General features: G+C 65.5%; 21 protein-coding genes. 15 read left to right on the top strand and 6 right to left on the bottom strand.

Annotation, left to right across the window (positions count from 1 at the left end):
- Window positions 1-28: 28 nt before the first annotated feature.
- The 8 genes from ABQF13_RS04630 to ABQF13_RS04665 all read left to right on the top strand — a co-directional run bounded on the left by ABQF13_RS04630 (window position 29) and on the right by ABQF13_RS04665 (window position 9,945).
- Window positions 29-472 (top strand): DUF5318 domain-containing protein, encoded by a 444-nt coding sequence (locus ABQF13_RS04630; RefSeq protein ID WP_448391561.1) that lies wholly within the window; start codon window positions 29-31, stop codon window positions 470-472.
- 145 nt (window positions 473-617) lie between these two features.
- Complete coding sequence (locus tag ABQF13_RS04635; protein WP_448392004.1) at window positions 618-3,032, top strand: transglycosylase domain-containing protein; 2,415 nt, start codon at window positions 618-620, stop codon at window positions 3,030-3,032.
- Complete coding sequence (locus tag ABQF13_RS04640) at window positions 3,029-4,636, top strand: glycosyltransferase family 87 protein (RefSeq protein ID WP_448391562.1); 1,608 nt, start codon at window positions 3,029-3,031, stop codon at window positions 4,634-4,636. Before ABQF13_RS04635 ends, ABQF13_RS04640 begins: the two co-directional genes overlap by 4 nt.
- 116 nt (window positions 4,637-4,752) lie before the next feature.
- Window positions 4,753-5,043, top strand: coding sequence for a 30S ribosomal protein S6 (gene rpsF, locus ABQF13_RS04645; RefSeq protein WP_448391563.1), 291 nt, complete (start codon window positions 4,753-4,755; stop codon window positions 5,041-5,043).
- A 77-nt stretch (window positions 5,044-5,120) separates the two neighbouring features.
- Window positions 5,121-5,627 carry a single-stranded DNA-binding protein gene (locus ABQF13_RS04650; RefSeq protein ID WP_448391564.1) on the top strand — a complete coding sequence of 169 codons (507 nt, stop codon included), beginning with the start codon at window positions 5,121-5,123 and terminating at the stop codon, window positions 5,625-5,627.
- A gap of 38 nt (window positions 5,628-5,665) precedes the next feature.
- The gene (gene rpsR, locus ABQF13_RS04655) at window positions 5,666-5,920 is read left to right on the top strand and encodes a 30S ribosomal protein S18 (protein WP_448391565.1); all 255 of its coding nucleotides are present in this window, start codon (window positions 5,666-5,668) and stop codon (window positions 5,918-5,920) included.
- A gap of 22 nt (window positions 5,921-5,942) precedes the next feature.
- The gene (gene rplI, locus ABQF13_RS04660) at window positions 5,943-6,401 is read left to right on the top strand and encodes a 50S ribosomal protein L9 (RefSeq protein WP_448391566.1); all 459 of its coding nucleotides are present in this window, start codon (window positions 5,943-5,945) and stop codon (window positions 6,399-6,401) included.
- A gap of 460 nt (window positions 6,402-6,861) precedes the next feature.
- On the top strand, window positions 6,862-9,945 hold the full coding sequence (locus ABQF13_RS04665; protein ID WP_448391567.1) for a replicative DNA helicase: 3,084 nt from the start codon (window positions 6,862-6,864) through the stop codon (window positions 9,943-9,945).
- A 706-nt stretch (window positions 9,946-10,651) separates the two neighbouring features.
- On the opposite strand, the gene ABQF13_RS04670 is transcribed toward ABQF13_RS04665, so the two are convergent.
- Both ABQF13_RS04670 and ABQF13_RS04675 read right to left on the bottom strand, forming a co-directional pair.
- Entirely contained in the window at window positions 10,652-11,659 is a 1,008-nt protein-coding gene (locus ABQF13_RS04670) for a zinc-dependent alcohol dehydrogenase family protein (RefSeq protein ID WP_448391568.1), read from the bottom strand.
- Between the two features lie 90 nt (window positions 11,660-11,749).
- Window positions 11,750-12,697, bottom strand: a complete 948-nt coding sequence (locus ABQF13_RS04675; protein WP_448391569.1) for a DUF5996 family protein — start codon at window positions 12,695-12,697, stop codon at window positions 11,750-11,752.
- 408 nt (window positions 12,698-13,105) lie between these two features.
- Between ABQF13_RS04675 and ABQF13_RS04680 the strand changes: the two genes are divergently transcribed.
- The 4 genes from ABQF13_RS04680 to ABQF13_RS04695 all read left to right on the top strand — a co-directional run bounded on the left by ABQF13_RS04680 (window position 13,106) and on the right by ABQF13_RS04695 (window position 16,787).
- Window positions 13,106-13,672, top strand: coding sequence for a dihydrofolate reductase family protein (locus tag ABQF13_RS04680; protein WP_448391570.1), 567 nt, complete (start codon window positions 13,106-13,108; stop codon window positions 13,670-13,672).
- 184 nt (window positions 13,673-13,856) lie between these two features.
- Entirely contained in the window at window positions 13,857-15,227 is a 1,371-nt protein-coding gene (locus tag ABQF13_RS04685) for a flavin-containing monooxygenase (RefSeq protein WP_448391571.1), read from the top strand.
- Window positions 15,217-15,846 (top strand): TetR/AcrR family transcriptional regulator, encoded by a 630-nt coding sequence (locus tag ABQF13_RS04690; RefSeq protein WP_448391572.1) that lies wholly within the window; start codon window positions 15,217-15,219, stop codon window positions 15,844-15,846. Before ABQF13_RS04685 ends, ABQF13_RS04690 begins: the two co-directional genes overlap by 11 nt.
- Window positions 15,843-16,787 (top strand): alpha/beta hydrolase, encoded by a 945-nt coding sequence (locus ABQF13_RS04695; RefSeq protein ID WP_448391573.1) that lies wholly within the window; start codon window positions 15,843-15,845, stop codon window positions 16,785-16,787. The genes ABQF13_RS04690 and ABQF13_RS04695 overlap by 4 nt, the downstream gene beginning before the upstream one ends.
- Window positions 16,788-16,843: 56 nt before the next feature.
- On the opposite strand, the gene ABQF13_RS04700 is transcribed toward ABQF13_RS04695, so the two are convergent.
- The 3 genes from ABQF13_RS04700 to ABQF13_RS04710 all read right to left on the bottom strand — a co-directional run bounded on the left by ABQF13_RS04700 (window position 16,844) and on the right by ABQF13_RS04710 (window position 19,082).
- Entirely contained in the window at window positions 16,844-17,281 is a 438-nt protein-coding gene (locus ABQF13_RS04700; protein WP_448391574.1) for a type II toxin-antitoxin system VapC family toxin, read from the bottom strand.
- Window positions 17,278-17,532: an antitoxin gene (locus ABQF13_RS04705; protein ID WP_448391575.1), complete on the bottom strand. Its 255-nt coding sequence runs from the start codon at window positions 17,530-17,532 to the stop codon at window positions 17,278-17,280. Before ABQF13_RS04705 ends, ABQF13_RS04700 begins: the two co-directional genes overlap by 4 nt.
- Window positions 17,533-17,624: 92 nt before the next feature.
- On the bottom strand, window positions 17,625-19,082 hold the full coding sequence (locus tag ABQF13_RS04710; RefSeq protein WP_448391576.1) for an alpha/beta hydrolase: 1,458 nt from the start codon (window positions 19,080-19,082) through the stop codon (window positions 17,625-17,627).
- A gap of 16 nt (window positions 19,083-19,098) precedes the next feature.
- Here ABQF13_RS04710 and ABQF13_RS04715 point away from each other — a divergent pair, with 16 nt between their 5' ends.
- From ABQF13_RS04715 to ABQF13_RS04725, 3 genes are all read left to right on the top strand, one after another.
- Window positions 19,099-19,317 (top strand): hypothetical protein, encoded by a 219-nt coding sequence (locus ABQF13_RS04715; protein ID WP_448391577.1) that lies wholly within the window; start codon window positions 19,099-19,101, stop codon window positions 19,315-19,317.
- A gap of 207 nt (window positions 19,318-19,524) precedes the next feature.
- Window positions 19,525-19,965 (top strand): NAD(+)--rifampin ADP-ribosyltransferase, encoded by a 441-nt coding sequence (arr, locus tag ABQF13_RS04720; RefSeq protein WP_448391578.1) that lies wholly within the window; start codon window positions 19,525-19,527, stop codon window positions 19,963-19,965.
- A 120-nt stretch (window positions 19,966-20,085) separates the two neighbouring features.
- Complete coding sequence (locus ABQF13_RS04725) at window positions 20,086-21,204, top strand: coiled-coil domain-containing protein (protein ID WP_448392005.1); 1,119 nt, start codon at window positions 20,086-20,088, stop codon at window positions 21,202-21,204.
- A gap of 8 nt (window positions 21,205-21,212) precedes the next feature.
- Here the strand turns inward: ABQF13_RS04725 and ABQF13_RS04730 are convergent, their stop codons facing one another.
- Entirely contained in the window at window positions 21,213-21,980 is a 768-nt protein-coding gene (locus tag ABQF13_RS04730; RefSeq protein ID WP_448391579.1) for a DUF1906 domain-containing protein, read from the bottom strand.
- Window positions 21,981-22,108 lie beyond the last annotated feature (128 nt).

The raw sequence follows: 22,108 nt of genomic DNA on the forward strand, positions 1-22,108 counted from the left end.
TGTCCCACAGAGACGTACTCTGGTCCTCGTGCGATTGCAGCGACAGGTGGTGGACTACGCGCTTCGGCGGCGGTCCTTGCTGGCGGAGGTCTACTCGGGGCGCACCGGCGTCTCCGAGGTGTGTGACGCCAACCCCTATCTGCTGCGAGCCGCCAAGTTCCATGGGAAGCCCAGCTCGGTGATGTGCCCGATCTGTCGCAAGGAGCAGCTCACCCTGGTTTCGTGGGTATTCGGTGACCACCTGGGCGCGGTGTCAGGTTCGGCGCGTAGCGCCGAGGAGTTGGTCCTGCTGGCGTCCCGATACGACGAGTTCTCGGTACACGTGGTGGAGGTATGCCGCACCTGCAGTTGGAATCACCTGGTCAAATCGTATGTGCTTGGCGAAGTACCGCCGACAGGCCCGTCCCGGGGTCGGCGGGCATCGCGGAGCACCCAGGCGGCGCGCGCGCGCGCGCGCACGGCCAGTGAATAGCGAAGGGCGACCCGACCGATCAGTCAACGATGTCCGCAAGGGACGCGAGGCTGACGGTGTGAGCGAGCCCGAGCCCAGAAAGGCCGACGGCGGCGGGCGGCATCGCCCGCCGGAGAACGCGCCGTCCGCCAACCGCACCCGACCGGTGCCGCCCGACGATCGGCACACATCGGTGTTGCCGCCGGTGCGCGACCAGCCGCCACCGCATCTGCGTGATCCCATCGACGCCGTCAAGGCGGCGCTGGACGGCACCCCGGCGCCCAAACAGCCGCCACCTCCGCCGCCACGGCGCCCACCCGGCGGTGGTGAACCGCCGGCAGGCCCACCGCCGCCACGGCGGCCCAGCCAGCGCAAGCCGGTCAACTGGTCATGGGTGCGCCGCGGCCTGTTGGCGGCCGCCGTCGTGTTGCTGGTGTTGCCGATGGTGACGTTCGCGATGGCCTACCTGATCGTCGATGTCCCCAAACCAGGTGACATCCGGACCAACCAGGTCTCCACGATCCTGGCCAGCGACGGCAGTGAGCTGGCGAAAATCGTTCCGCCGGAAGGCAACCGGGTCGATGTGAACATCGACCAGATTCCGGTGCATGTGCGCAACGCGGTGATGGCCGCCGAGGACCGCGACTTCTACTCCAACCCGGGGTTCTCGTTCACCGGATTCGCCAGGGCGGTCAAGAACAACATCGCCGGTGAGAACCTGCAGGGCGGCTCCACCATCACCCAGCAGTACGTCAAGAACGCGCTGGTGGGTTCGGAACGCGCCGGCATCGGCGGCCTGCTGCGCAAGGCCAAAGAACTCGTCATCTCGACGAAGATGTCCGGCGAGTGGTCCAAAGACCAAGTGCTGCAGTCGTACCTGAACATCATCTATTTCGGTCGCGGTTCCTACGGCGTGGCCGCGGCGGCCAAGGCGTACTTCAACAAGCCGGTCGAAGCCCTGACGGTCGCTGAGGGCGCGCTGCTGGCCGCGCTGATCCAGCGGCCGTCGGGCCTGGATCCGGCGGTGGACCTCGAAGGTGCCACCGCCCGGTGGAACTGGGTGCTCGACGGCATGGTCGAGATCGGCGCGTTGACGCCTGGCGAGCGCGCCGCCCAGGTGTTTCCGGAGACGGTGCCGCCGGAGTTGGCGCGTACGCAGAACCTGACGACCGGCCCGAAGGGGCTGATCGAACGGCAGGTGAAACAGGAACTGCTCGACCTGTTCGACATCAACGAGAAGACGCTCAACACCGAGGGTCTGCAGATCACCACGACCATCGACCCCAAGGCGCAGCAGGCCGCGGAGGAGGCGGCCGCGGAGTATCTCGAGGGCCAGGATCCCGAGATGCGGACTGCGGTCGTGTCGATCGATCCGCGCACCGGCGGGGTGGAGGCGTACTACGGCGGCGACGACGCCAACGGGTTCGACTTCGCGCAGGCCGGGCTGCCGACGGGGTCGGCGTTCAAGGTGTTCGCTCTGGTGGCGGCGCTGCAGCAGGGCATGGGGTTGGGCACCCAGGTCGACAGTTCGCCGCTGGAAGTCAACGGGATCAAGATCACCAACGTCGAGGGTGGCGGCTGCGGCACCTGCAATATCGCCGAGGCGCTGAAGCGCTCGCTGAACACCAGCTACTACCGCTTGATGCTGAAGCTGGAGGACGGCCCGGAAGACGTCGCCGAGGCCGCGCACCAGGCCGGTATCGCCGAGAGCTTCCCAGGTGTCGAGCACACCCTGTCCGAGGACGGTCAGGGCGGTCCGCCCAACAACGGAATCGTGTTGGGCCAGTACCAGACTCGGGTGATCGACATGGCGTCGGCCTACGCGACGCTGGCGGCCTCCGGTGTCTACCACAAACCGCACTTCGTGCAGAAGGTGGTCAACGCCCAGGGCGAGGTGCTGTTCGACGCGTCGCAGCAGGACGCCGAGGGCGAGCAGCGCATCGACAAGAAGGTCGCCGACAACGTCACGTCGGCGATGCAGCCGATTGCGGCGTACTCCAACGGCCACGCGTTGGCGGGCGGTCGTCCGTCGGCGGCCAAGACGGGCACCAACCAGCTCGGCGACACCGGCGCCAACCGGGACGCCTGGATGGTGGGGTACACGCCGTCGTTGTCGACGGCGGTGTGGGTGGGCACCACCGGCGGCGACAAACCGCTGGAGAACCAATGGGGCTCACCGGTTTACGGCTCCGGTCTGCCGTCGGACATCTGGAAGGCCACGATGGACGGTGCGCTCCAGGGCACTGAGGTCGAGTCGTTCCCCAAACCGGAAGAGATCGGCGGTTATGCCGGTGTGCCGCAGGCGCCGGTCGCGCCGCGGACCCCCGCTCCCGATGAAGACCAGCCGCCACCGTCGGACGTTCCGCCGTCGCAGCAGACGGTGATTCAGCCGACTCTTGAACTGGCACCGGGCATTACGATTCCGTGGGGTCCGCCCACCACCGTGCCCGTCGGTCCGCCCGCTCCGGCTGGTCAGCCCGCTCCGGGTCCGCCTGCGCCCGCCGGCCAGCCCGCACCTGTCGGGCCCGCGCCGCCGCCGGGAGCCCCGGGGCCCCCGCCCGGCCCGCCTCCGCCTCCGTGACCGAGCCGGACCTGAAATCACCGGCTCCGCTGGTAGATGACCGGCGGAGCCTGGACCAACGTGACTTGCCCAGCCGCACCGACACCGTCGGCGCTGCGCTGTCCGATGTGATCGGCGGGCCGGTCGGCAAGCACGCCCTGATCGGCAGGCAACGGTTCCTGACCCCGCTGCGGGTGATGTTGATCCTCGGGCTGGTGTTTCTCGCGCTGGGCTATGCGACCAAGGCTGCGTGTCTGCAGACCACCGGCACCGGCACCGCCGATCAGCGGGTCGGCAACTGGGACAACCAGCGCGCGTACTACCAGCTGTGCTATTCCGACACCGTCCCGCTGTACACCGCGGAACTGTTGAATCTCGGGAAGTTCCCGTACAAGTCGAGCTGGGTGGAGAAGGACGCCTCCGGTGAGCCGCACATCCAGTACGACGGCAACCTCGCGGTGCGCTACATGGAGTATCCGGTGCTCACCGGGCTCTACCAGTACGTGTCGATGTCGTTGGCCAAGACCTACACCGCGCTGACGAAGGTGGCGTCGGTGCCGATCATCGCCGAGGTGGTGATGTTCTTCAACATCGCCGCGTTCGGGTTGGCGCTGGCGTGGCTGATCACGGTGTGGGCGGCATCGCAATTGGCCGGGCCGCGCCGGGTCTGGGATGCGGCGCTGGTGGCGGCGTCGCCGTTGCTGATCTTCCAGATCTTCACGAACTTCGACGCGCTGGCAACGGCTTTCGCGACCGGCGCGCTGCTGGCGTGGGCGCGACGAAAACCCGTGCTGGCCGGAGCGCTGATCGGTCTGGGGGTGACGGCCAAGCTGTATCCGGTGCTGCTGCTCGGGGCGTTGGCGGTGCTGGCGGTGCGCACCGGCCAGGTACGTGCGGTCGTACGCGCCGCGGTGGCGGCAGTGGTGGCGTGGCTGGTGGTGAACCTGCCGATCATGGTGCTGTTTCCGCGCGGGTGGTCGGAGTTCTTCCGGCTCAACACCCGCCGCGGCGACGACATGGATTCGCTGTACAACGTGGTGAAGTCGTTCACCGGCTGGCGCGGTTTCGATCCCGATCTCGGCTTCTGGGAACCGCCGACGGTGACCAACATCGTTTCCGCGATCCTGTTTCTATCGTGTTGTGTCGCAATCGCTTACATCGCGCTGACCGCGCGGCACCGGCCGCGGGTGATGCAGGTGGCGTTCCTGGTGGTGGCCGCGTTCCTGTTGACCAACAAGGTGTGGAGCCCGCAGTTCTCGCTGTGGCTGGTGCCGCTGGCGGTGCTGGCGTTGCCGCATCGGCGGGTGCTCTTGGCGTGGATGACGATCGACGCGCTGGTGTGGGTGCCGCGGATGCTGTACCTCTACGGCGAGCAGAACGGCGGCCTGCCCGAGCAGTGGTTCACCACCACGGTGTTGCTGCGTGATATCGCGGTGATCGCGTTGTGCGCGCTGGTGATCCGCCAGATCTACCGGCCGGAGCTGGACCTGGTGCGGGCCCGCGGCGAGGTCGACGACCCGGCCGGCGGGGTGTTCGACGGGGCGCCGGACGCGCCGCCGTCGTGGCTGCCGGACTGGCTGCGGCCGGAGCGCTCGCGGGTGAGCGTCGCCGCGTCGGCGTCGTAGCTCGGTTTCGCAGATCAGCGCGGGTTCCTGTAGCCTGGGCCGGTTGCCGACGCAGGCGACCCTCCTGTCACGGAACGTCCGTGGCCGATTAGACCGTAGGAGGTGATGAGGTCTTCATGCGTCCATACGAAATCATGGTCATCCTCGACCCCACCCTTGACGAACGCACCGTAGCTCCGTCGCTGGAAGCGTTCCTCAACGTGGTCCGCAAGGACGGCGGCAGCGTCGACAAGGTCGACATCTGGGGCCGACGCCGGCTCGCATACGAGATCGCCAAGCACGCCGAAGGCATCTATGCCGTCATCGATGTGAAGGCTGAGCCCGCGACCGTGTCCGAGCTGGATCGCCAGCTCAACCTGAACGAGTCCGTGCTGCGGACCAAGGTGATGCGGACCGACAAGCACTAGTCCCGAAGAAGAGGCTGTACACGTCGGAGCGCTTCCGTAGGCTCGCGCCCAGTAAGCCGCCCAAATAGGAGGATCTCGTGGCTGGTGACACCATCATCACCGTCGTTGGAAATCTGACCGCCGACCCGGAACTGCGGTTCACCCCATCGGGTGCAGCTGTCGCCAACTTCACGGTCGCGTCGACGCCGCGTATCTATGACCGCCAAAGCGGTGAGTGGAGAGACGGCGAAGCACTGTTCTTGCGGTGCAACATCTGGCGCGAGGCCGCCGAGAACGTGGCCGAGAGCCTGACCCGCGGTGCGCGGGTGATCGTGCAGGGCCGCCTCAAGCAGCGGTCCTTCGAGACCCGCGAAGGCGAGAAGCGCACCGTGGTCGAGCTCGAGGTCGACGAGATCGGCCCATCGCTGCGGTACGCGACCGCCAAGGTGAACAAGGCCAGCCGCAGCGGCGGGGGCGGCGGCGGCTTCGGTGGTGGTGGCGGCGGCGGAGGCTCCCGCCAGCCCGAACAGCCCAAGGACGACCCGTGGGGCAGCGCGCCCGCGACCGGCTCCTTCGCCGGCAACGACGACGAGCCGCCCTTCTAACCAAACTGATCAGCAATATCGAGAAGAGATAGAGACACATGGCCAAGAGCAACAAACGCCGCCCGGCTCCCGAGAAGCCGGTCAAGACTCGCAAGTGCGTGTTCTGCTCCAAGAAGGGGCAGGACATCGACTACAAGGACACCGCGCTGCTGCGTACCTACATCAGTGAGCGCGGCAAGATCCGCGCGCGCCGCGTGACCGGCAACTGCGTGCAGCACCAGCGTGACATCGCCGTCGCGGTCAAGAATGCCCGCGAGGTGGCGCTGCTGCCGTTCAGCTCGTCGGCGCGATAAGCCGCGATAAGAGGACTAGAGAATGAAACTGATTCTTACCGCTGACGTCGACCACCTCGGTACGACGGGCGACATCGTGGAGGTCAAGGACGGCTACGGCCGTAACTTCCTGCTGCCGCGCAAGCTGGCCATCGTGGCCACCCGGGGCGCGGAGAAACAGGCCGAGGCGATCCGGCGGGCCCGGGAAGCCAAGAGCGTCAAGAGCCTCGAGCATGCGGGCGAGCTGAAGACCGCCATCGAGGGCCTGGGCGCGGTGGAGCTGTCGGTCAAGGCCGCTCCGGACACCGGCAAGCTGTTCGGCTCGGTGACGGCTGCAGACGTCGTCGCGGCCATCAAGAGCGCCGGCGGGCCGAACCTGGACAAGCGCACCGTCCAGCTGCCCAAGGCACACATCAAGACGACGGGCACCCATCCGATCGAGGTGCGGCTGCACCCCGAGGTGGGTGCTTCGGTGTCGCTGAACGTCGTCGCCGCGGACTAGCACCAGCGTCAATAAGACCGGGTGAGGGCTTGATCGGCCTTCACCCGGTCGTTGCTGTATGCGCTGGCGAACTTTGCGGGCCCATCGCGTCACAGCGAAGATAACCGGCTGTTAACCTCCGCGCCGTCGGGACGATACTCAACACGCCCGAGACGGCAACCCGACCCGACACGCCGAACGAATTGTCATCCACAGATCCACGCCCCACCTGTGGTGCGCTTAACTGCGCAAATGTATTCAACGGAGACGTTAGTCCACAGGTTCTCCCCAGGCCGTCAACATGGGGGGAGCGGTCTATCCACACGCCATGCACAACCTTATGAACAGGCCCCATTGACTGGCCTCCAGCAACGTCTAGCGTGAGCCGTCGCGGGCGATTTGTCTGTGTGCTCATTTATTGTCACGGCAGTACGTGTCGAATATGCGTTCGAGCTTTGAACTAGGGGAGGTGCAGGGCTAGGTGGCTGTCGTTGACGACTTGGGCCATTCGGGCATGGATGCTCCACCGCCCAGTGAGGACTTCGGTCGCCAACCGCCGCAGGACGCCGCGGCCGAACAGGCCGTCCTCGGCGGCATGCTGCTGAGCAAGGACGCCATTGCCGATGTGCTGGAGCGGCTGCGTCCCGGCGACTTCTACCGGCCCGCCCACCAGAACGTCTACGACGCGATCCTGGACCTGTACGGGCGCGGTGAGCCCGCCGACGCGGTGACGGTGGCCGCGGAGCTCGATCGGCGGGGGTTGTTGCGCCGCATCGGCGGGGCGCCGTACCTGCACACGCTGATCTCCACGGTGCCGACGGCGGCCAATGCGGGCTACTACGCGGGCATCGTGGCGGAGAAGGCGCTGCTGCGCCGGCTTGTGGAGGCCGGAACGCGGGTCGTGCAGTACGGCTACGCCGGCGCGGAGGGCGCCGACGTCACCGAGATCGTGGACCGGGCGCAAGCCGAAATCTACGACGTCACCGAGGGCCGCGGCGGATCCGAGGACTTCGTGCCGCTCGAGGATCTGCTGCAGCCGACGATGGATGAGATCGACGCGATCGCGTCCAACGGCGGCCTCGCTCGTGGCGTGCCGACCGGCTTCATCGAGCTCGACGACGTCACCAACGGTCTGCATCCGGGCCAGATGATCATCATCGCGGCGAGGCCGGGTGTGGGTAAGGCACTGGCGCTGGATACACCGCTGCCGACGCCGACGGGCTGGACCACGATGGGCGACGTCGCGGTGGGGGATTGGCTGCTGGGGGCTGACGGTGAGCCGACGCAGGTGGTGGCGGCGACGGACGTCATGCTGGCCCGGCCGTGTTACGAGGTCGAATTCGCCGACGGGACGGTGATCGTCGCTGATGCGATGCACCAGTGGCCGACGAGTCGGGGTGTGCAGGTCACCACGGCGCTGCGACCCGGCGCCGACGTCATCAGCGCGACGCGGGTGCCGGCGTTGGCGACGGTGGGTGGTCGCCGTCAGTCCGCGTGGGGAATCGACGGGGTACGGCGCACTGCGAGTGTGCCGGTGCGCTGCGTCGAGGTCACTAGCGCTGATCACCTGTATCTGGCGGGCCGAGACATGGTGCCGACGCACAACTCGACGCTGGGGTTGGATTTTTTGCGGTCGTGCTCGATCAAGCACCAGATGTCTAGCGTCATCTTCAGCTTGGAGATGAGCCGGTCAGAAATCGTCATGCGGCTGCTGTCGGCGGAGGCGAAAATCAAGCTGGCTGACATGCGGTCTGGCCGGATGAGTGATGACGACTGGACCCGGCTGGCGCGGCGGATGAGTGAAATCAGCGAAGCGCCTTTGTATATCGACGATTCGCCGAACCTGACGATGATGGAGATCCGCGCCAAGGCCCGGCGCCTGTCGCAGAAGGCGGGCTTGAAGCTGATTGTCGTCGACTACATGCAGCTGATGACGTCGGGCAAGAAGTACGAGTCGCGTCAGCAGGAGGTGTCGGACTTCTCGCGAAGCCTCAAGCTGATGGCCAAGGAACTCGACGTCCCGGTGGTCGCGATCAGCCAGCTGAACCGCGGTCCGGAACAGCGCACCGACAAGAAGCCGATGATCTCGGATCTTCGCGAGTCGGGCTGCCTCAGCGCGAACACGCGAATCCTGCGGGCTGACACCGGCGCTGAGGTGACGTTCGGCGAGCTGATGCGAACGGGCGAGCGGCCGCTGGTGTGGTCGCTGGATGAGCGCAAGCGCATGGTGGCGCGGCCGATGACCAACGTGTTCTACAGCGGGCACAAGGAAGTCTTCAAGGTGAGGCTGGCGTCGGGACGTGAGGTGGAAGCGACGGCAAACCATCCGTTCATGACGCTGGACGGCTGGACTCCGTTGGGCGAGTTGCAGGTCGGCGACCGCGTCGCGGTGCCGCGGCGGGTGCCTGAGCCGGTGCGGACCCAGCGGATGAACGACTCCGAGGTGATCCTGCTGGCGCACATGATCGGTGACGGTTCGTGTGTCAAGAACCAGCCGATCCGCTACGCGAGTATCGACGAGTGGAACCTGCACGCGGTCGCGTCCGCGGCCGAGCATTTCGGTGTGACCGCGGTGCGTGATGACTATCCCGCGGCGCGGGTGACGACGCTGCGCCTGCCGGCGCCGTATCACTTGACGCACGGCAAGCGGAATCCTATTGCCGCATGGTTGGACAAGCTGGGGCTATTCGGCAAGCGAAGTTACGAAAAGTTCGTGCCAGAAGCGATTTTCGCAGCACCGAATGATCAGGTCGCGTTGTTCCTCCGGCATCTTTGGGCGACGGATGGGTCGGTGCGGTGGGATTCGAAGGCTGGGCAAGGCCGGGTGTATTACGCGTCGACAAGTCGCCGGCTCGTCGATGACGTCGCCATTCTGTTGGCACGTTTGGGCGTGTTCGCGCGCATCAAGCGGGTCCGTAAAGCGGGGTATCGCGATGGGTGGCATCTGTACATCTATGGCGCCGAGAACCAATTGCGATTCCTTCGCCATGTCGGCGTGAACGGCGAAAAGTCGATCGCCGTGCGGGACGTGGTCGGGATGCTCGAGAGCAAGGTTCGTAACACGAACCTCGACACTGTTCCGAAGGAAGTCTGGACGAATGTCCGTGCGGCGCTGGCAGATCAGAAGATGTCACACCGGGCGTTCGCGGCGGCGATGGGCACAAAGTTCTGCGGTTCGACGTTGTGGAAGCATGCACCGAGCCGTGGCCGGTTGCATCGAACGGCCGCACTGTTGGAAGACCACGAGTTGCACGACCTCGCAACCAACGAGGTGTTCTGGGATTCGATTGTCGAGATTACGAGCATCGGCGAACACGATGTATACGACGGAACCGTAAGCGGGACGCACAATTTCGTTGCGCAGGGTATCTCAGTTCACAACTCGCTCGAACAAGATGCGGATATGGTCATACTTTTGCATCGGCCGGATGCGTTCGAGCGTGACGATCCTCGCGGTGGCGAAGCGGACCTGATAATAGGTAAGCACCGCAACGGGCCAACCAAGACCATTACCGTTGCGCACCAACTGCATTTGTCGCGCTTCACCAACATGGCGAAGGCGTAACACGACCTGTGACTTCTCATACTTCGTGACCAAATCCCATCTGGAATGACCACCGAATGACCAATTGGTCACGAAGCGTGAGACAGATTGGATGTCAGCAAGCATGCGTTGTATTCACCCTGGTTCAGGGCCAACTCAGCGACGCCACTAGCGCGGGTGGCGGTCGCTCTAGTGTCATCGTCTAACCAACTTGTTAAACAGTCATGGGCAGCTCGTCGATCTTTCTCGCAGCTCGACACACGGCTACCGAGCGGACTGCTTCGTAGCCTATCAACTGTTGCGTCTGGCAACAGTTAGTGTTGACAGACGCAACCGAAAGCTGGTTTGGCCGTGCGCTTTTCGGGTGGAGGTTCTGTCTCGGCTCCGTCCCGATTCGGTTATAAGCTCGCGCTGGCACCACTTTGCGCCGCATCCTCGACCGCAAGCTAATTCGATGATCCGCACGCCACATCCCCCGAGTACACGGCGCGTCAGGCGTGGGCCCAGATGGGGGAGCGGGCCAGGCATGTGCCGATGCTCGTCATCCAGGGCACGGAGGTCGAGGTGGTTCCCCCGCTGGTCGCTACTCGTTTCGTCGCGCACTGGAGCGCGGTGAACGATCTTGTCGACGCGTTGTCGTGGGGGACTTCGCGTGGCGAAATGCGCTCTCCTAGCGATAGGCACCATCCCCCCATGCCGTCGAACAGCACGCGATGTAGCCGTTCCGCTACGCGGCACGCGGGGGAAGCTCAACCGTTTCACCCGCGACATCGATCGCGACCTTGCCGTGCAGCACATATGACCGCCTGTTCTCCAGGAGATCGTGAGCCTCGCCCATTCGTGCGAGCGGCAGGGTCGCGCCGATGACCGGCTTGACGAGACCACGCTCGACCAGCGTGGTGAGCGCGTCCAGTTTTCCTCGGTTCTGTCGTGTGAAGACGAAGTGATAGGCGGCGTTCTTGCCCCACGCCTCGATGAGATTCTGCGGCTGCGCGATGTCGACGATGCTGACGACGCGTCCGGCGTCGGCGAGCGCCAGCGGGCTTTGAGTGAGCGTGTCACCGCCGATCGTGTCGAGGACGACATCGACCCCCTTGCCCTGCGTCATCTCGGCCACGGCGTCGACGTAGTCCGTCGACGTGAAGTCGATCGCTGCATCCGCTCCGAGAGAGCCCACGAACTCATGGTCGCTGCCCTTCGCGGTGGTGATCACCCGCGCCCCGATCGCCTTCGCGACCTGGATCGCGATCGTGCCGACACCGCCGGCGCCACCATGGACGAGGACCGTCTCCCCGACGGTGAGCTGAGCCCGCGTCACCAGCGATTCCCAGACGGTTCCGCCGACGAGAGTCAGACTTGCCGCCTCCAGGTGACTGAGGTTCTCCGGCTTCCGGCCGACGAGGTCGACATCGGCGACGTGCTGCTCGGCGTAGGAGCCGGGGCCGCCGAAGATCTGGGGCGTGTAGTACACCGCATCGCCGACGCGGAACTCGCTTACGTGGGACCCGATTTCCTCGATCACGCCGGACACGTCGTGCCCGGTGATCGTGGGGAGCGCCACCAGGTCCGGGTAGTCTCCGCGACGGATCTGATAGTCGAGCGGGTTGACGGCGGTCGCATGGACGCGCACCCGTACCTGGCGGGGTTCGACCTGAGGTACGGACACGTCGCGCAGTTCGAAGGCGTCGGACCCACCGAAACGTTCGAGCACCACAGCTTTCATCGATTCGGCCATATCCGTGTTCCTCCTCGTGGTTCTGGGTGCGTAACGCTCCAGGACGGGCGTTTCTTCCCCATGCGCCGGGTGCACGCTCCACGCACTGTCTCATGCACGCGATTGCCGGGCTCTCCAGCGATCGGGGTCGTCCTCCAGCGCGGCGCGGTCCCAGTTGCCGAGGACTGCCGCGGCTTCGTAAGTGCCCTGGAGGAATTCGGTCAGTGCCTGGTCGGGGTCGGCTGCTTGCCGCACGGCCTCATACGGCAGCAGGAACTGGCGGTAGTCCTGACTGTAGAACGCCTCTTCGGGGCCGACCTGGTAGTCGGCGAAGCCATCGGGTGCCGGGTAGGCATAGGCATAGAACGCGCCCTCGTCGCCGCCGCCGGGCCAAAACCCGCAACTGCTCAGTTCGCGGGAATACCCCTCCACCATCACCCAGTCACCGACATTGGGTGAGCCACCGGGGTGGATCGGCGCGCTACCGCCGGAGAATCTAGTACACGCTAAATCCATTGCACCCCAGAAGAAGTGAACCGGACTGACCTTGCCAACGAACCGTGATCGGAACTGGCCGATGACGCGGTTCGCCTGGAGCAGTTGCCGCCAGAACAGGTTCGCGGCTGCGGGATCGTACGATGCGCGCTCGACGTCTTCGGCGAACGGCACCGCCGGCTCGACCTCGTTGGGACGGGGTTGGATCCGCGTGTCGAGACCCAGCTCCTGCAGCGCCGACATGACCGTGAGGTAGAAGTCTGCGACGGATCTCGCTTTGAGATGGATGGATCGGCTTGCGCCGCTGCTACTTCGGATCCGCAACTGGTGGTCGATGAAGTCGAACTCGATGTCGAAGGTTTCACCGCGGTGCGGGATCGCCGATGTGGTGAGCCCACGCGGCGTCACGTACAAGGTGACCTGCCACCAATGGTTCACCAGCGGGGCGTGGGCGAGCCGGATCTTGCCGACGATCTGCGTCCACATGTGCAGCGTTTCCCGCGTCGGTGCCCAGTCGTCGACACGCAGACGGGGCCAACTGTCGAGGCGCGTGTGCTCTGCCACGGCGGTCCTTTCTCCTTCGGGTACTTCTGGTACTCCGGCTTGGCGACGTTGGGCGAGCAGCCTGCCTCCAAGTACGGCGTTGGTTGCCGTACGCAGCAACGGCGGCGCGCAATATCTTTGTGAGACGCCTCGGCATATGACGAAGTGCGATGCAGCGCAGCTACACCCCTGACCTTACTGTGATGTGCACGACACGCAACACTTTGCTTGGCGGCAGCGAGGACGTCGTGACGAATGTGCCTGCGGCAGGGATGGGTTCGTCGGCGATGTCAGCTGTCTCAACGACTGCCATGGTGGACACCGTTGACCCTCGATGTACGGAGAAACGGGCCTCTGGGCCTTTACGAACTGCAGTCGGTCGCGCGTGGCGTCGCGATGAGATTTGCCCTCCGGTGCAGTCTGATCTGTATGGGCAAACTCATCTATGGCTTCAACGTGTCGGTGGACGGCTACATCGCCGACGCGCAAGGCAGCATCGACTGGTCTGAACCGAGCGACGAACTGCACCAGTACTGGAACGACTTCGAGCGCGAGACCGCGCTGTCGCTCTACGGGCGGCGACTCTACGAGTTGATGTCCGCGTACTGGCCGACCGCCGACAAGGCCCCAGACGCCACCCCGCTGATCATCGACTTCGCCCGCATCTGGCGCGACATGCCCAAGGTCGTGTTCTCGCGCACCCTGAGGACCGTCGACTGGAACTCCCGCCTGGAGCGCGGCAACCCGGTCGAAGTTCTGCGGAAGCTGAAAGCCGAAACCGACGGTCAGCTCGAGGTGGCCGGCGCGACGCTGGCCGCACCGATTGTGCAGGCCGGACTGGTCGACGAGTTCCGGATCGTACTGGCGCCCACTGCGGTGGGCGGCGGCACATCGTTCTTTCCGACCTTGCCGTCATGGATCTCGCTGCGACTATTGGAGAATCGCACCTTTCCGGGTGGCACGGTCCTGCTGCGCTACGAAGCGAAGCACGACTGATCTGTCAGCTATTCGAGCTGCGCCACAAGTCATCCCACTCGGACTCGGTGCGATCCTCGCTTAGGGCACAACGCCACGGCACCGAATCTGAGCATCGCGCGGTGAGCCGCCAGATCAATATTTTGACAAGTGTCAGAATATTGGTACCGTTGCCGGTGACGGAGTTCACAGAACGGTAGGCGACATGGCTACATCACCCACGGTGGCAATCATCGGCGCAGGCATCAGCGGCTTGACCACCGGCAAAAACCTCGCGGACGCCGGAATCGAGTACGACTGTTTCGAGTCGTCCGACCGCATCGGCGGCAACTGGGCGTTCCGAAATCCCAACGGACGCTCCAGCGCCTACCGGTCGCTGCACATCGACACCTCGCGGCACTGTCTGTCGTTCCGCGACTTCCCGATGCGCGACGACCTCCCCGACTTTCCGCACCATACCCAGGTCAAGGAGTACCTCGACGAGTACGCCGACGCGTTCGGCCTGCTGAAGCGGATCCAGTTCCGCAACGGCGTCGAGCACGCCCGGCGGCTGCCACACGGCGGCTGGGAACTCGACACCGAAGACGGACAGACGCGCCGCTTTGACGCCCTGGTCGTCGCGAACGGACATCATTGGGATCCGCGCACCCCCGAGTTCCCCGGTGAGTTCACCGGCGAGAGCATCCACGCCCATGCCTACATCGACCCCACCGAGCCGCTGGATCTGCGCGGCAAGCGCATCGTCGTCGTCGGGATCGGCAACTCGGCGGCCGACCTGGTCTCCGAGCTCTCCCAGAAGTCCTGGCGCAACACGGTTTATCTATCCACCCGCTCCGGAGCGTGGGTGGTCCCGAAGTACATCTTCGGGATGACCGCCGACAAGGTCGCGCGATCGCTGCCGGTGATCCCGCTGTCCTGGCAGCGTCGCGCCATGCAACCGTTCGCGCGGTTGATGTTCGGCGACCCGCAGAGTTACGGTCTGCCCAAACCCAACCATGGATTCCTCGAGGCGCATCCCACCCAGTCCGCGGAACTGCTCATGCGGCTAGGCTCCGGTGACGCGATCGCGAAGCCGAATATCGAACGCCTCGACGGAAATTCGGTGGTATTCGTGGACGGCTCGACCGTAGAAGCCGACGTGATCATCTACGCGACCGGATACAACATCACGTTCCCGTTCTTCGACCGGAGCTTCCTCGAGGCACCGGAGAACCGGCTTTCGCTGTACAAGCGGATCCTCAAACCAGGCATCGACGACCTGTTGTTCATCGGGTTCGCGCAGGCGGTGCCCACCTTGTTCCCGTTCGTCGAGTGCCAGGCCCGGCTGGCCGCCGCGTATCTCGCCGGCACCTACCGCCCGCCGTCCGAGGCGCAGATGTGGCGCGTCATCGCCGCCGACGAACGCAAGTACGTCGGGCACTTCGTCGACAAGCCGCGGCACACCCAACAGGTCGACTATTGGCACTACGAACGCGACATGCGCAAGCGTGAGCTGCCGGCCGGACGGCGCCGTGTCGAGAAGCTCGGACCGGTGCAGCTGGCCGGTCGGGCTCGCGAGGCGGCCGGTGTCGCCTGAGTCGACGCAGACCTCACGACGTAACGCGCGCCGGCCACAAGCGCGCGGCGACCAGAGCAGGCTGCGGATTCTCGAAGCCTTCGAGGAACAGCTGCAGACCCACTCGTTGGCCGACATCAGCATCGCTGAGGTAGCACGGGCGGCGGGGTTGAAGCGGCCCGCGTTCTACTTCTATTTCGCCGGCAAGCACGAGGTCGTCACCGAACTGCTGACGGAGATCTTCCACGACGACGTCTTCACCATCGGGGGATCGCTCGCCGGTGGCGGTGACCCGCGCGCCGCCGTCGCCGACGCGATGACGCGGACTTTCGAGTCGTGGCACAAGCACCGGACGTTGTTCCGGGCGATGCTCGACGCCCGCGACACCGACCCCGAGGCGCGCGCGATCTGGCACCAGTGGCTGCAGCGCTATGAGGAATTCGTCTGCGACTTCATCACCACCCAGCCGACCATCGACATACCCGCCCCCGACGCGCTGGCCCACACGCTGATCTCGATGAACGAACGGGTCCTCGACCGACACGTCCGGTCCGACGACGATGTCAAGGCCGCCGGCCCGCTCCTTGCGGCTGTCATACATGTCTGGCACACAGCGCTATTCGGAGAGGCGCCGCAATGACATCCACCCGACTTCAGATCCCGATCGGCGGCGACGTGATCGTGGCGCGGCGCTTCGCGGCGACGACGGACGCGCTGACCGGTGAGGCCGGGCGCCCCTGTGTCGTCATGGCACACGGGCTCGGCGCCACCCAGGACAGCGGGCTGTTCGAGTTCGCCGAGGCGCTGGCCGGCGCAGGTGCCGAAGTGGTGACGTTCGACTACCGGCACTTCACCGAATCCACCGGAGAGCCAAGGCAACTGGTTTCGCTTACCCGGCAGGTCGCCGACTATCACGCGGTGATCGGCTATGCCCGGCAGCTCGACAACGTCGATCCAGCACGGATCGTCGGGTGGGGTGTGTCGCTGTCCGGCGGCCATGTCATCCGGGTTGCGGCGGAGGACCCAAACCTGGCCGGGATCATCGCGCTGACGCCTGCGACGGACGGACTTCCCGCGGTGGCCCGGATGATTCGGACGCTCGGGCCCTGGTATGTCATGCGGGTGATGGGCCGAGGGGTGCGTGACGTGGCGGCGACGTTGCGCCGCCGCCCGCCGGTGCTCATCCCGGTGGTGGGCTCTCCCGGCGAAGTGGCGGGTCTGAGCGCGGAAGGCGCCGTCGAGGGGATGTTGCGAATCGCCGGGCCCAGCTGGCGCAACGAGTTCGCCGCTCGACTGGTGTTGGTCATGGGTGGACACCGGCCAGTTGTCAACGCGAAACGAGTCACCTGCCCGGCCCTGGTCCAGATTGGCGATCTGGACCGCACCGCCCCGCCCGAAGCGGCGACGACGGCGGCAACGCGGATGCGGGCGACGGTGCACCACTATCCGTGCGACCACTTCGACGTCTATCCCGGCGCCAGGTTCCATGGCCGGGTCACAAAGGATCAGATCGCCTTCCTGCAGCGGATATTGGCGCCCCGCTCAGGGCCCCGAGCCGCGGCCGGCGCGATCCGGCAATGATCTGCCAAGCCACCAGGTAGCCTCTGCGCTCAGCACGCCAGAGCAGTAGCGTTTAGTCAGGCGAGCAACGCGTCCGGGGTAGTCCAGCGAATGCCGTCGAACCGGCTGAAGTCGCTGTCGTAGCTGACGATCGACGCGCGGTGTTCGATGGCCAGCGCCGCCAGATGGGCATCGTTGACGAGATTGCCGCCAGTGCCCAATTGCGCGAGAAGGCCGTGCAGGACGTCCCCATGCCGCGCCGTCGGCCCGATTGTCGTCGCACCCGGCGCGGTCGTCCATTCAACGGCCTGGCGCATCGCGTCTGCCGGAGACAGCGGCGACGGGAAAAGGCCGATCTTCGTGCTCAGCCGGACGAATGCGAGCAGGGGCGTCCAGCCCAACCCGACGGTGTCCGATCCGGAAAGGGCGCCGTCGAGCCACCGTCTACTTGCCTCATGGTGGGTGCTGGTGGAGTTCACCGCGTACAGAAGCACGTTCGCGTCAACGATTTTCACGCGCCCCGCCGTTGCTTGCGCAGTAGCTCCTCGTCCTCGAGGTCAGCGGCAAGTTGCAGAGCCCGATCCAGATTCACCGTGGGAACGCCGAGATCAGCGGTCCGGGTGACGAACGGGGTCGGCCGCGGTTGTCCGAGGGCACCGTCGCGGATCGCGTCGTTGAGTGCGGTTTTGAAGGAGACGCCGCGTTCGCGCATGCGCCGCCGGACCAGCGCGAGTGTGTCGTCGTCAAGCGTGACGGTAGTGCGCATATTGACAGCATAGCATCAGCAGTATTGATGCTGCGCTTTCAAATATGCGGCTCACTTGAGAATTCAACATGAGGGCTGGATCCACCGCGGCGTCACAGCTCGCAGAACGCACCTTCTGGCGGTAACTTGAGGTCGATCAGGTAGTCGGCGGCTATTTCGTTGACGCACTGGTTGGTTCCGCCCATGACGACGGTGTGTCCTTCCCCTTCCACGGTGAGCAAGGCACTGCCGAGCGCCTCTGCAAGCTTGATGCCGCCGGCATGTGGTGTCGTGGGATCGCCGGTGATCGACACGACCAGCGTTGGCGGCAGTCCTGCGACGTCTGACGCGTAGGGAATGCCAAGGGTCGGCTCGCTCGGCCACTGCTCGCAGCCGTCCCGCGCGCCGGTGAGGACGACGCCGGGGTCCATGAACGGTGCGACGTCGAAGATTTTGGCGCGCAACGTGTTGCCCTCCTCCTCGCTGAGCCGTTGCTCGTCCATGCAGTTGATCGCGTAGAGCGCTTCGGCGAAATTGGGCCAGCGGCCTTCGGCGTCGCGGAGCGAGAAGTCATAGTTGAGCTGTAGCAGTTCGTCACCGTGTCCCTGTTGCAACTGGGTTATCCCGGTGATGATTCGAGGCCACGCCGTCTCGCTGTAGAGACCGGCGATAACCCCGCCGATTGCTTCATCGAAGTCGAGGTCGGAGTTCAGCGCCGGTACCGGGTTCCCGTAAAGCGGGCGCACGATCTGTTGGAATTGCCCGGTAGCCCTGGCCGCGTCGTCGCCCAGCGGGCAGTCGCCCTGAGCGGCACAGAATCCGGCCATCTGCTCAAAAGAGCGTTGGAACCCGGCGTACGCCGCGACCCGGCGCTCGAAGGTGCCCTGGTTCGGGTCGATGGCGCCGTCGAGCAGCATCGCGCGCACGTTCTGCGGGAACTGTTCGGCGTACACAGTGCCCAGCCGAGTGCCGTAACTCTGACCCAGGAAAGTGAGCCGTTCATCGCCGAGTACGGCCCGCAGCACGTCGATATCACGCGCCGCGTCGCGGGTTCCGACACTGGTCAGTACGTCGACGCCACCGGAGCGCTCGGCGCATCGATCGAGGATGTCTTTTGTGTCCTGTTGTGTCCATTGCACAGCGGTGCCCTGAGTGCTCAACAGGAACTCGCCACGATCGGACTCGGCGTCGGTGTAGCAGTCGATGGCCGGGTCCGTGCTGCCCACGCCACGGGGGTCGAAACCCACCAGGTCAAAGCTTTCGGTCAGCCGAGCATCCGGAAGTGACATCGCCGTCGCCGCGGTGGCGAACAACCCAGAACCGCCGGGCCCGCCGGGGTTGAGCACCAACGAGCCGATGGCTTCGCCGCGGGCGGATACTCGCGCGACGGCGAGGCGCACTGTCTTGCCAACGGGGTCCAGGTAATCCAGCGGCACTTCCAAGCGGCCGCACTCCATGGTCGGCGCCTGGGCAAAGACAGCACCCTCGATCGAGGTGTTGGCATAACTCTCGCAGGCCTCCCAGGCAATCTGCTGAGAGTAGAAACGGCTCAGGTCAGGTGTTGACGGCACTGCTGGGGTGCCTGACGTGCAGGCGCTGGTCGTGATGGTCAAGATGAGGACCATGAGGCCGATGAACATTCGAAAACCACTGCGGTTCTTGACCATCGCACACTTCGAAGGCCTCGCCGACGACACATTCGCAGTCATCCCGCTCCTGTTCGGCTGCTTTGCGGTGTTGATTCGAAGGGTGGCTTCGGAAACCAACCCGGCGCTGCGGCTGCTCCACATATGTCATCGGCGTTGACGGTTAACGCTATTCGTCGTGCCGCAGGTAACCCAAAACAACAACCTCGATCGGGCGGGTGTTCCCTGGTGAAGACTCCTGGGCTGATCGCCTGCGGCAACTCGTCGGACCCGGCGGCCATGCCCATGCTCACTATATGGCGGAGAGGGGGCCTTGCGGCAAGGCCCCGGATGCGCGGCACAATCTTGCGGCCAACAAACGCGACGAATGGAGGCCGGAGTGCCGAGTCCGCCGAAACCCTTTGAAGTGCACGAGTCGGGCGCTTACCTGCACGGCACCAAAGCCGATCTGTCCATTGGCGATCTGCTTGTGCCCGGTCGCCTCTCGAATTATGAGGATGGCCGCGTCATGAACCACGTGTATCTGACCCAGACTTTGGATGCGGCGGTGTGGGGAGCCGAGCTGGCCCGCGGCGATGGTCGGGGCCGCGTCTACATCGTCGAACCGCTGGGCCCCGTCGAAGACGATCCGAACGTGACGGACAAGAAGCTGCCGGGCAATCCGACCCGCTCCTACCGCACCCGCGAACCCGTGCGCATCGTCGGCGAGGTCACCGACTGGACGGGCCATTCCGTCGAACAGCTCCAGGCGATGCGCGACGGCCTCGCCGATCTCAAACGGCGCGGGCTCGACGTCATCTACGACTAGGCCCGACGCCGTCCGCAGGGCACGGGTGGACACCGTCACGACCAGTTCGTACCCTGTCTCGGGACGTAGTAGAAGCTGGGCCGAGACCGGTCCTTGCAGCGAAGGATCGTGGCTATCCAGATGACCGGGGTGCGTCATTCACTTCGGCGAACAGTGTGTGGTGCGACGGCCGCCGTCATGGTGCTCGTGCTTTCGATGGGCGTCTCGATGGTCAATGTGGCGGCCGACCCGGCGGCCGACGCACTGGCCGAGCTCAACGAATTGTCCAGCCAGGCGGTGCAGACTCGTGAGGCCGTCACCGCCGCGCAACGCGACGTCGACGCCCGACTGGCCGCCCAGCAGGCGGCCGAAGACCGCCACCGCGCCGACCTCGACGCCCTTGCCGCGGCGAACTCCCAGCTCGCGCCCTTCCAGGCGGCGGTCGACCGGATCGCGGCGATGAACTACATGGGTGGCCGCGACGGTGAGATGGCGACGGTATTGACCGCCGCCTCGCCGCAACACCTGATTGACCGGCTGTCGGTACACCGGGTGGTATCCGCCACGACGACCGATCAGATGAAGAACTTCCGGGCGGCGCAGGCGCGTGCGGCCGCCGCAGCCCAGGCGTCGGAGAAGTCGGCCGCCGACGCCCGCGCCGCGGCCGAGCAGGCCACCGCGGTGCGCGCGGACCTGCAGGCCAAATGGAAGGAGTTGATGCGCCAGATCGCGGCCGCCGAGGCGCAGTACTCCGCGCTGACCCCGCAACAGCAAGCGGCGGTCGACAACGCGGTCCCACCGCCGCCGCCCAGTGCGCCCCCTCCGGCGGACCCGGCGATCGTCGCGATGCCCGGCCAGCCTCCCGCCGACCCGGTGCCGTCGCTGGCCGCAGCCCAGATCGACATCCCCGAGGCGCTGCCCGTCGGCGTCGCGAACGAGGCCGGCCTACAGCGAAACACCGTTCTGGCGGCACGGGCCATCAGCGCACGGTTTCCGCAGATCGCAAGTATCGACGGGGTCCGGCCGGATTCCAAGCCGTGGCACCCGCGCGGCTTGGCGATCGACATCATGATCCCCAACCACGGCAGCCCCGAGGGCATTGCGCTCGGCAACGAAATCCTCGCGTTCGCGATGGCCAATGCGGGCCGGTTCGGCCTACAGGATGTGATCTGGCGAGGCACGTATTACACGCCGGCGGGTCCGCGAGGGTCTGGTTACGGCCACTTCGACCACGTGCACATCACGACGTTGCCGCGCTGACTGTCCGGTCAGGGATGGAAGTTCCACTGGCCGCAGTCCTGGGCCAGCACATCGTTGACGTCGACGCGGCTGCCGCCGACCACCGGTCCCGGGTTCGAGGCGGTGTCGATGATGCGCTGGTAGAGCACCGCACCGGGGAAGATCTGTCCGTTCGACCACGACCGGGTCTGCCACGCCCAGACGCGGCCCGGCGTTTTTGACTTGCCGATGACGCCGTCGGCGGCGGCCCACTGACACGGCCGGATGCCGGCGTAGATGCCGGTGCGCAGCACACCGATGACCGAGTTGATGCCGCGGAACCAGGGCAGTGCCAGGTCGTTCCAGGCCTGGCGGTCGATGTCGTCGTCGACGCTGAAAAAGATCGGTGCGGTGCGGCCGCCACCGGCGGCGGTGTGCAGATGCCAAGCGGTTTTCGCGTCGGCGACGCCACCGGCGTATCCGCGGGTGAAGTCCGACGGCGCCGTCCCGCCGGGCTTGCCGTATTGGTAGTTGCTGACGATCACCAGACCGGCCGCGGAAAGCGACTTGGCGTAGGGCAGCGTGATCGGCTTGGCACCGAAGTTGGAGCCGGGCCGTGACGTCGATACGTAGTTGATCACCCCGGCGTGGCCCGCGGCTTTGATGGCTTCCGCCGGAATCTGGCGCATGGCGAAGTCGATCAACGTCGGAGCGGCGGCCCTAGCCGCAGGCGCGTGCGTACCCGCGGCGGCACCGAGACCGACCAGTGCGGACGCCGCAGCGGCATAGCGCAGCGCGTCACGGCGGGATACCTGCACGGCGTGAAGTTACCAAAGTGGCAGCCGTGAACAGCGTGATGAGCGTCGGCGATTCCGGTTTGTAGTCGTTTTGTTGCAGAACTCGAGTGCGGCTCAACCGCGGTCCAACGTGAGCTTATATCCACAAA

Source organism: Mycolicibacterium sp. XJ879 (genome assembly GCF_053483935.1).

Excerpts from the sequence above, each read along its gene's own strand:
- arr (WP_448391578.1), top strand. The coding sequence starts at position 19,525 with ATGGAGGCCGGAGTGCCGAGTCCGCCGAAACCCTTTGAAGTGCACGAG.
- ABQF13_RS04725 (WP_448392005.1), top strand. The coding sequence starts at position 20,086 with ATGACCGGGGTGCGTCATTCACTTCGGCGAACAGTGTGTGGTGCGACG.
- rplI (WP_448391566.1), top strand. The coding sequence starts at position 5,943 with ATGAAACTGATTCTTACCGCTGACGTCGACCACCTCGGTACGACGGGC.
- ABQF13_RS04695 (WP_448391573.1), top strand. The coding sequence starts at position 15,843 with ATGACATCCACCCGACTTCAGATCCCGATCGGCGGCGACGTGATCGTG.
- ABQF13_RS04705 (WP_448391575.1), bottom strand. The coding sequence starts at position 17,532 with ATGCGCACTACCGTCACGCTTGACGACGACACACTCGCGCTGGTCCGG.
- ABQF13_RS04670 (WP_448391568.1), bottom strand. The coding sequence starts at position 11,659 with ATGGCCGAATCGATGAAAGCTGTGGTGCTCGAACGTTTCGGTGGGTCC.
- ABQF13_RS04685 (WP_448391571.1), top strand. The coding sequence starts at position 13,857 with ATGGCTACATCACCCACGGTGGCAATCATCGGCGCAGGCATCAGCGGC.
- rpsF (WP_448391563.1), top strand. The coding sequence starts at position 4,753 with ATGCGTCCATACGAAATCATGGTCATCCTCGACCCCACCCTTGACGAA.
- ABQF13_RS04680 (WP_448391570.1), top strand. The coding sequence starts at position 13,106 with ATGGGCAAACTCATCTATGGCTTCAACGTGTCGGTGGACGGCTACATC.
- rpsR (WP_448391565.1), top strand. The coding sequence starts at position 5,666 with ATGGCCAAGAGCAACAAACGCCGCCCGGCTCCCGAGAAGCCGGTCAAG.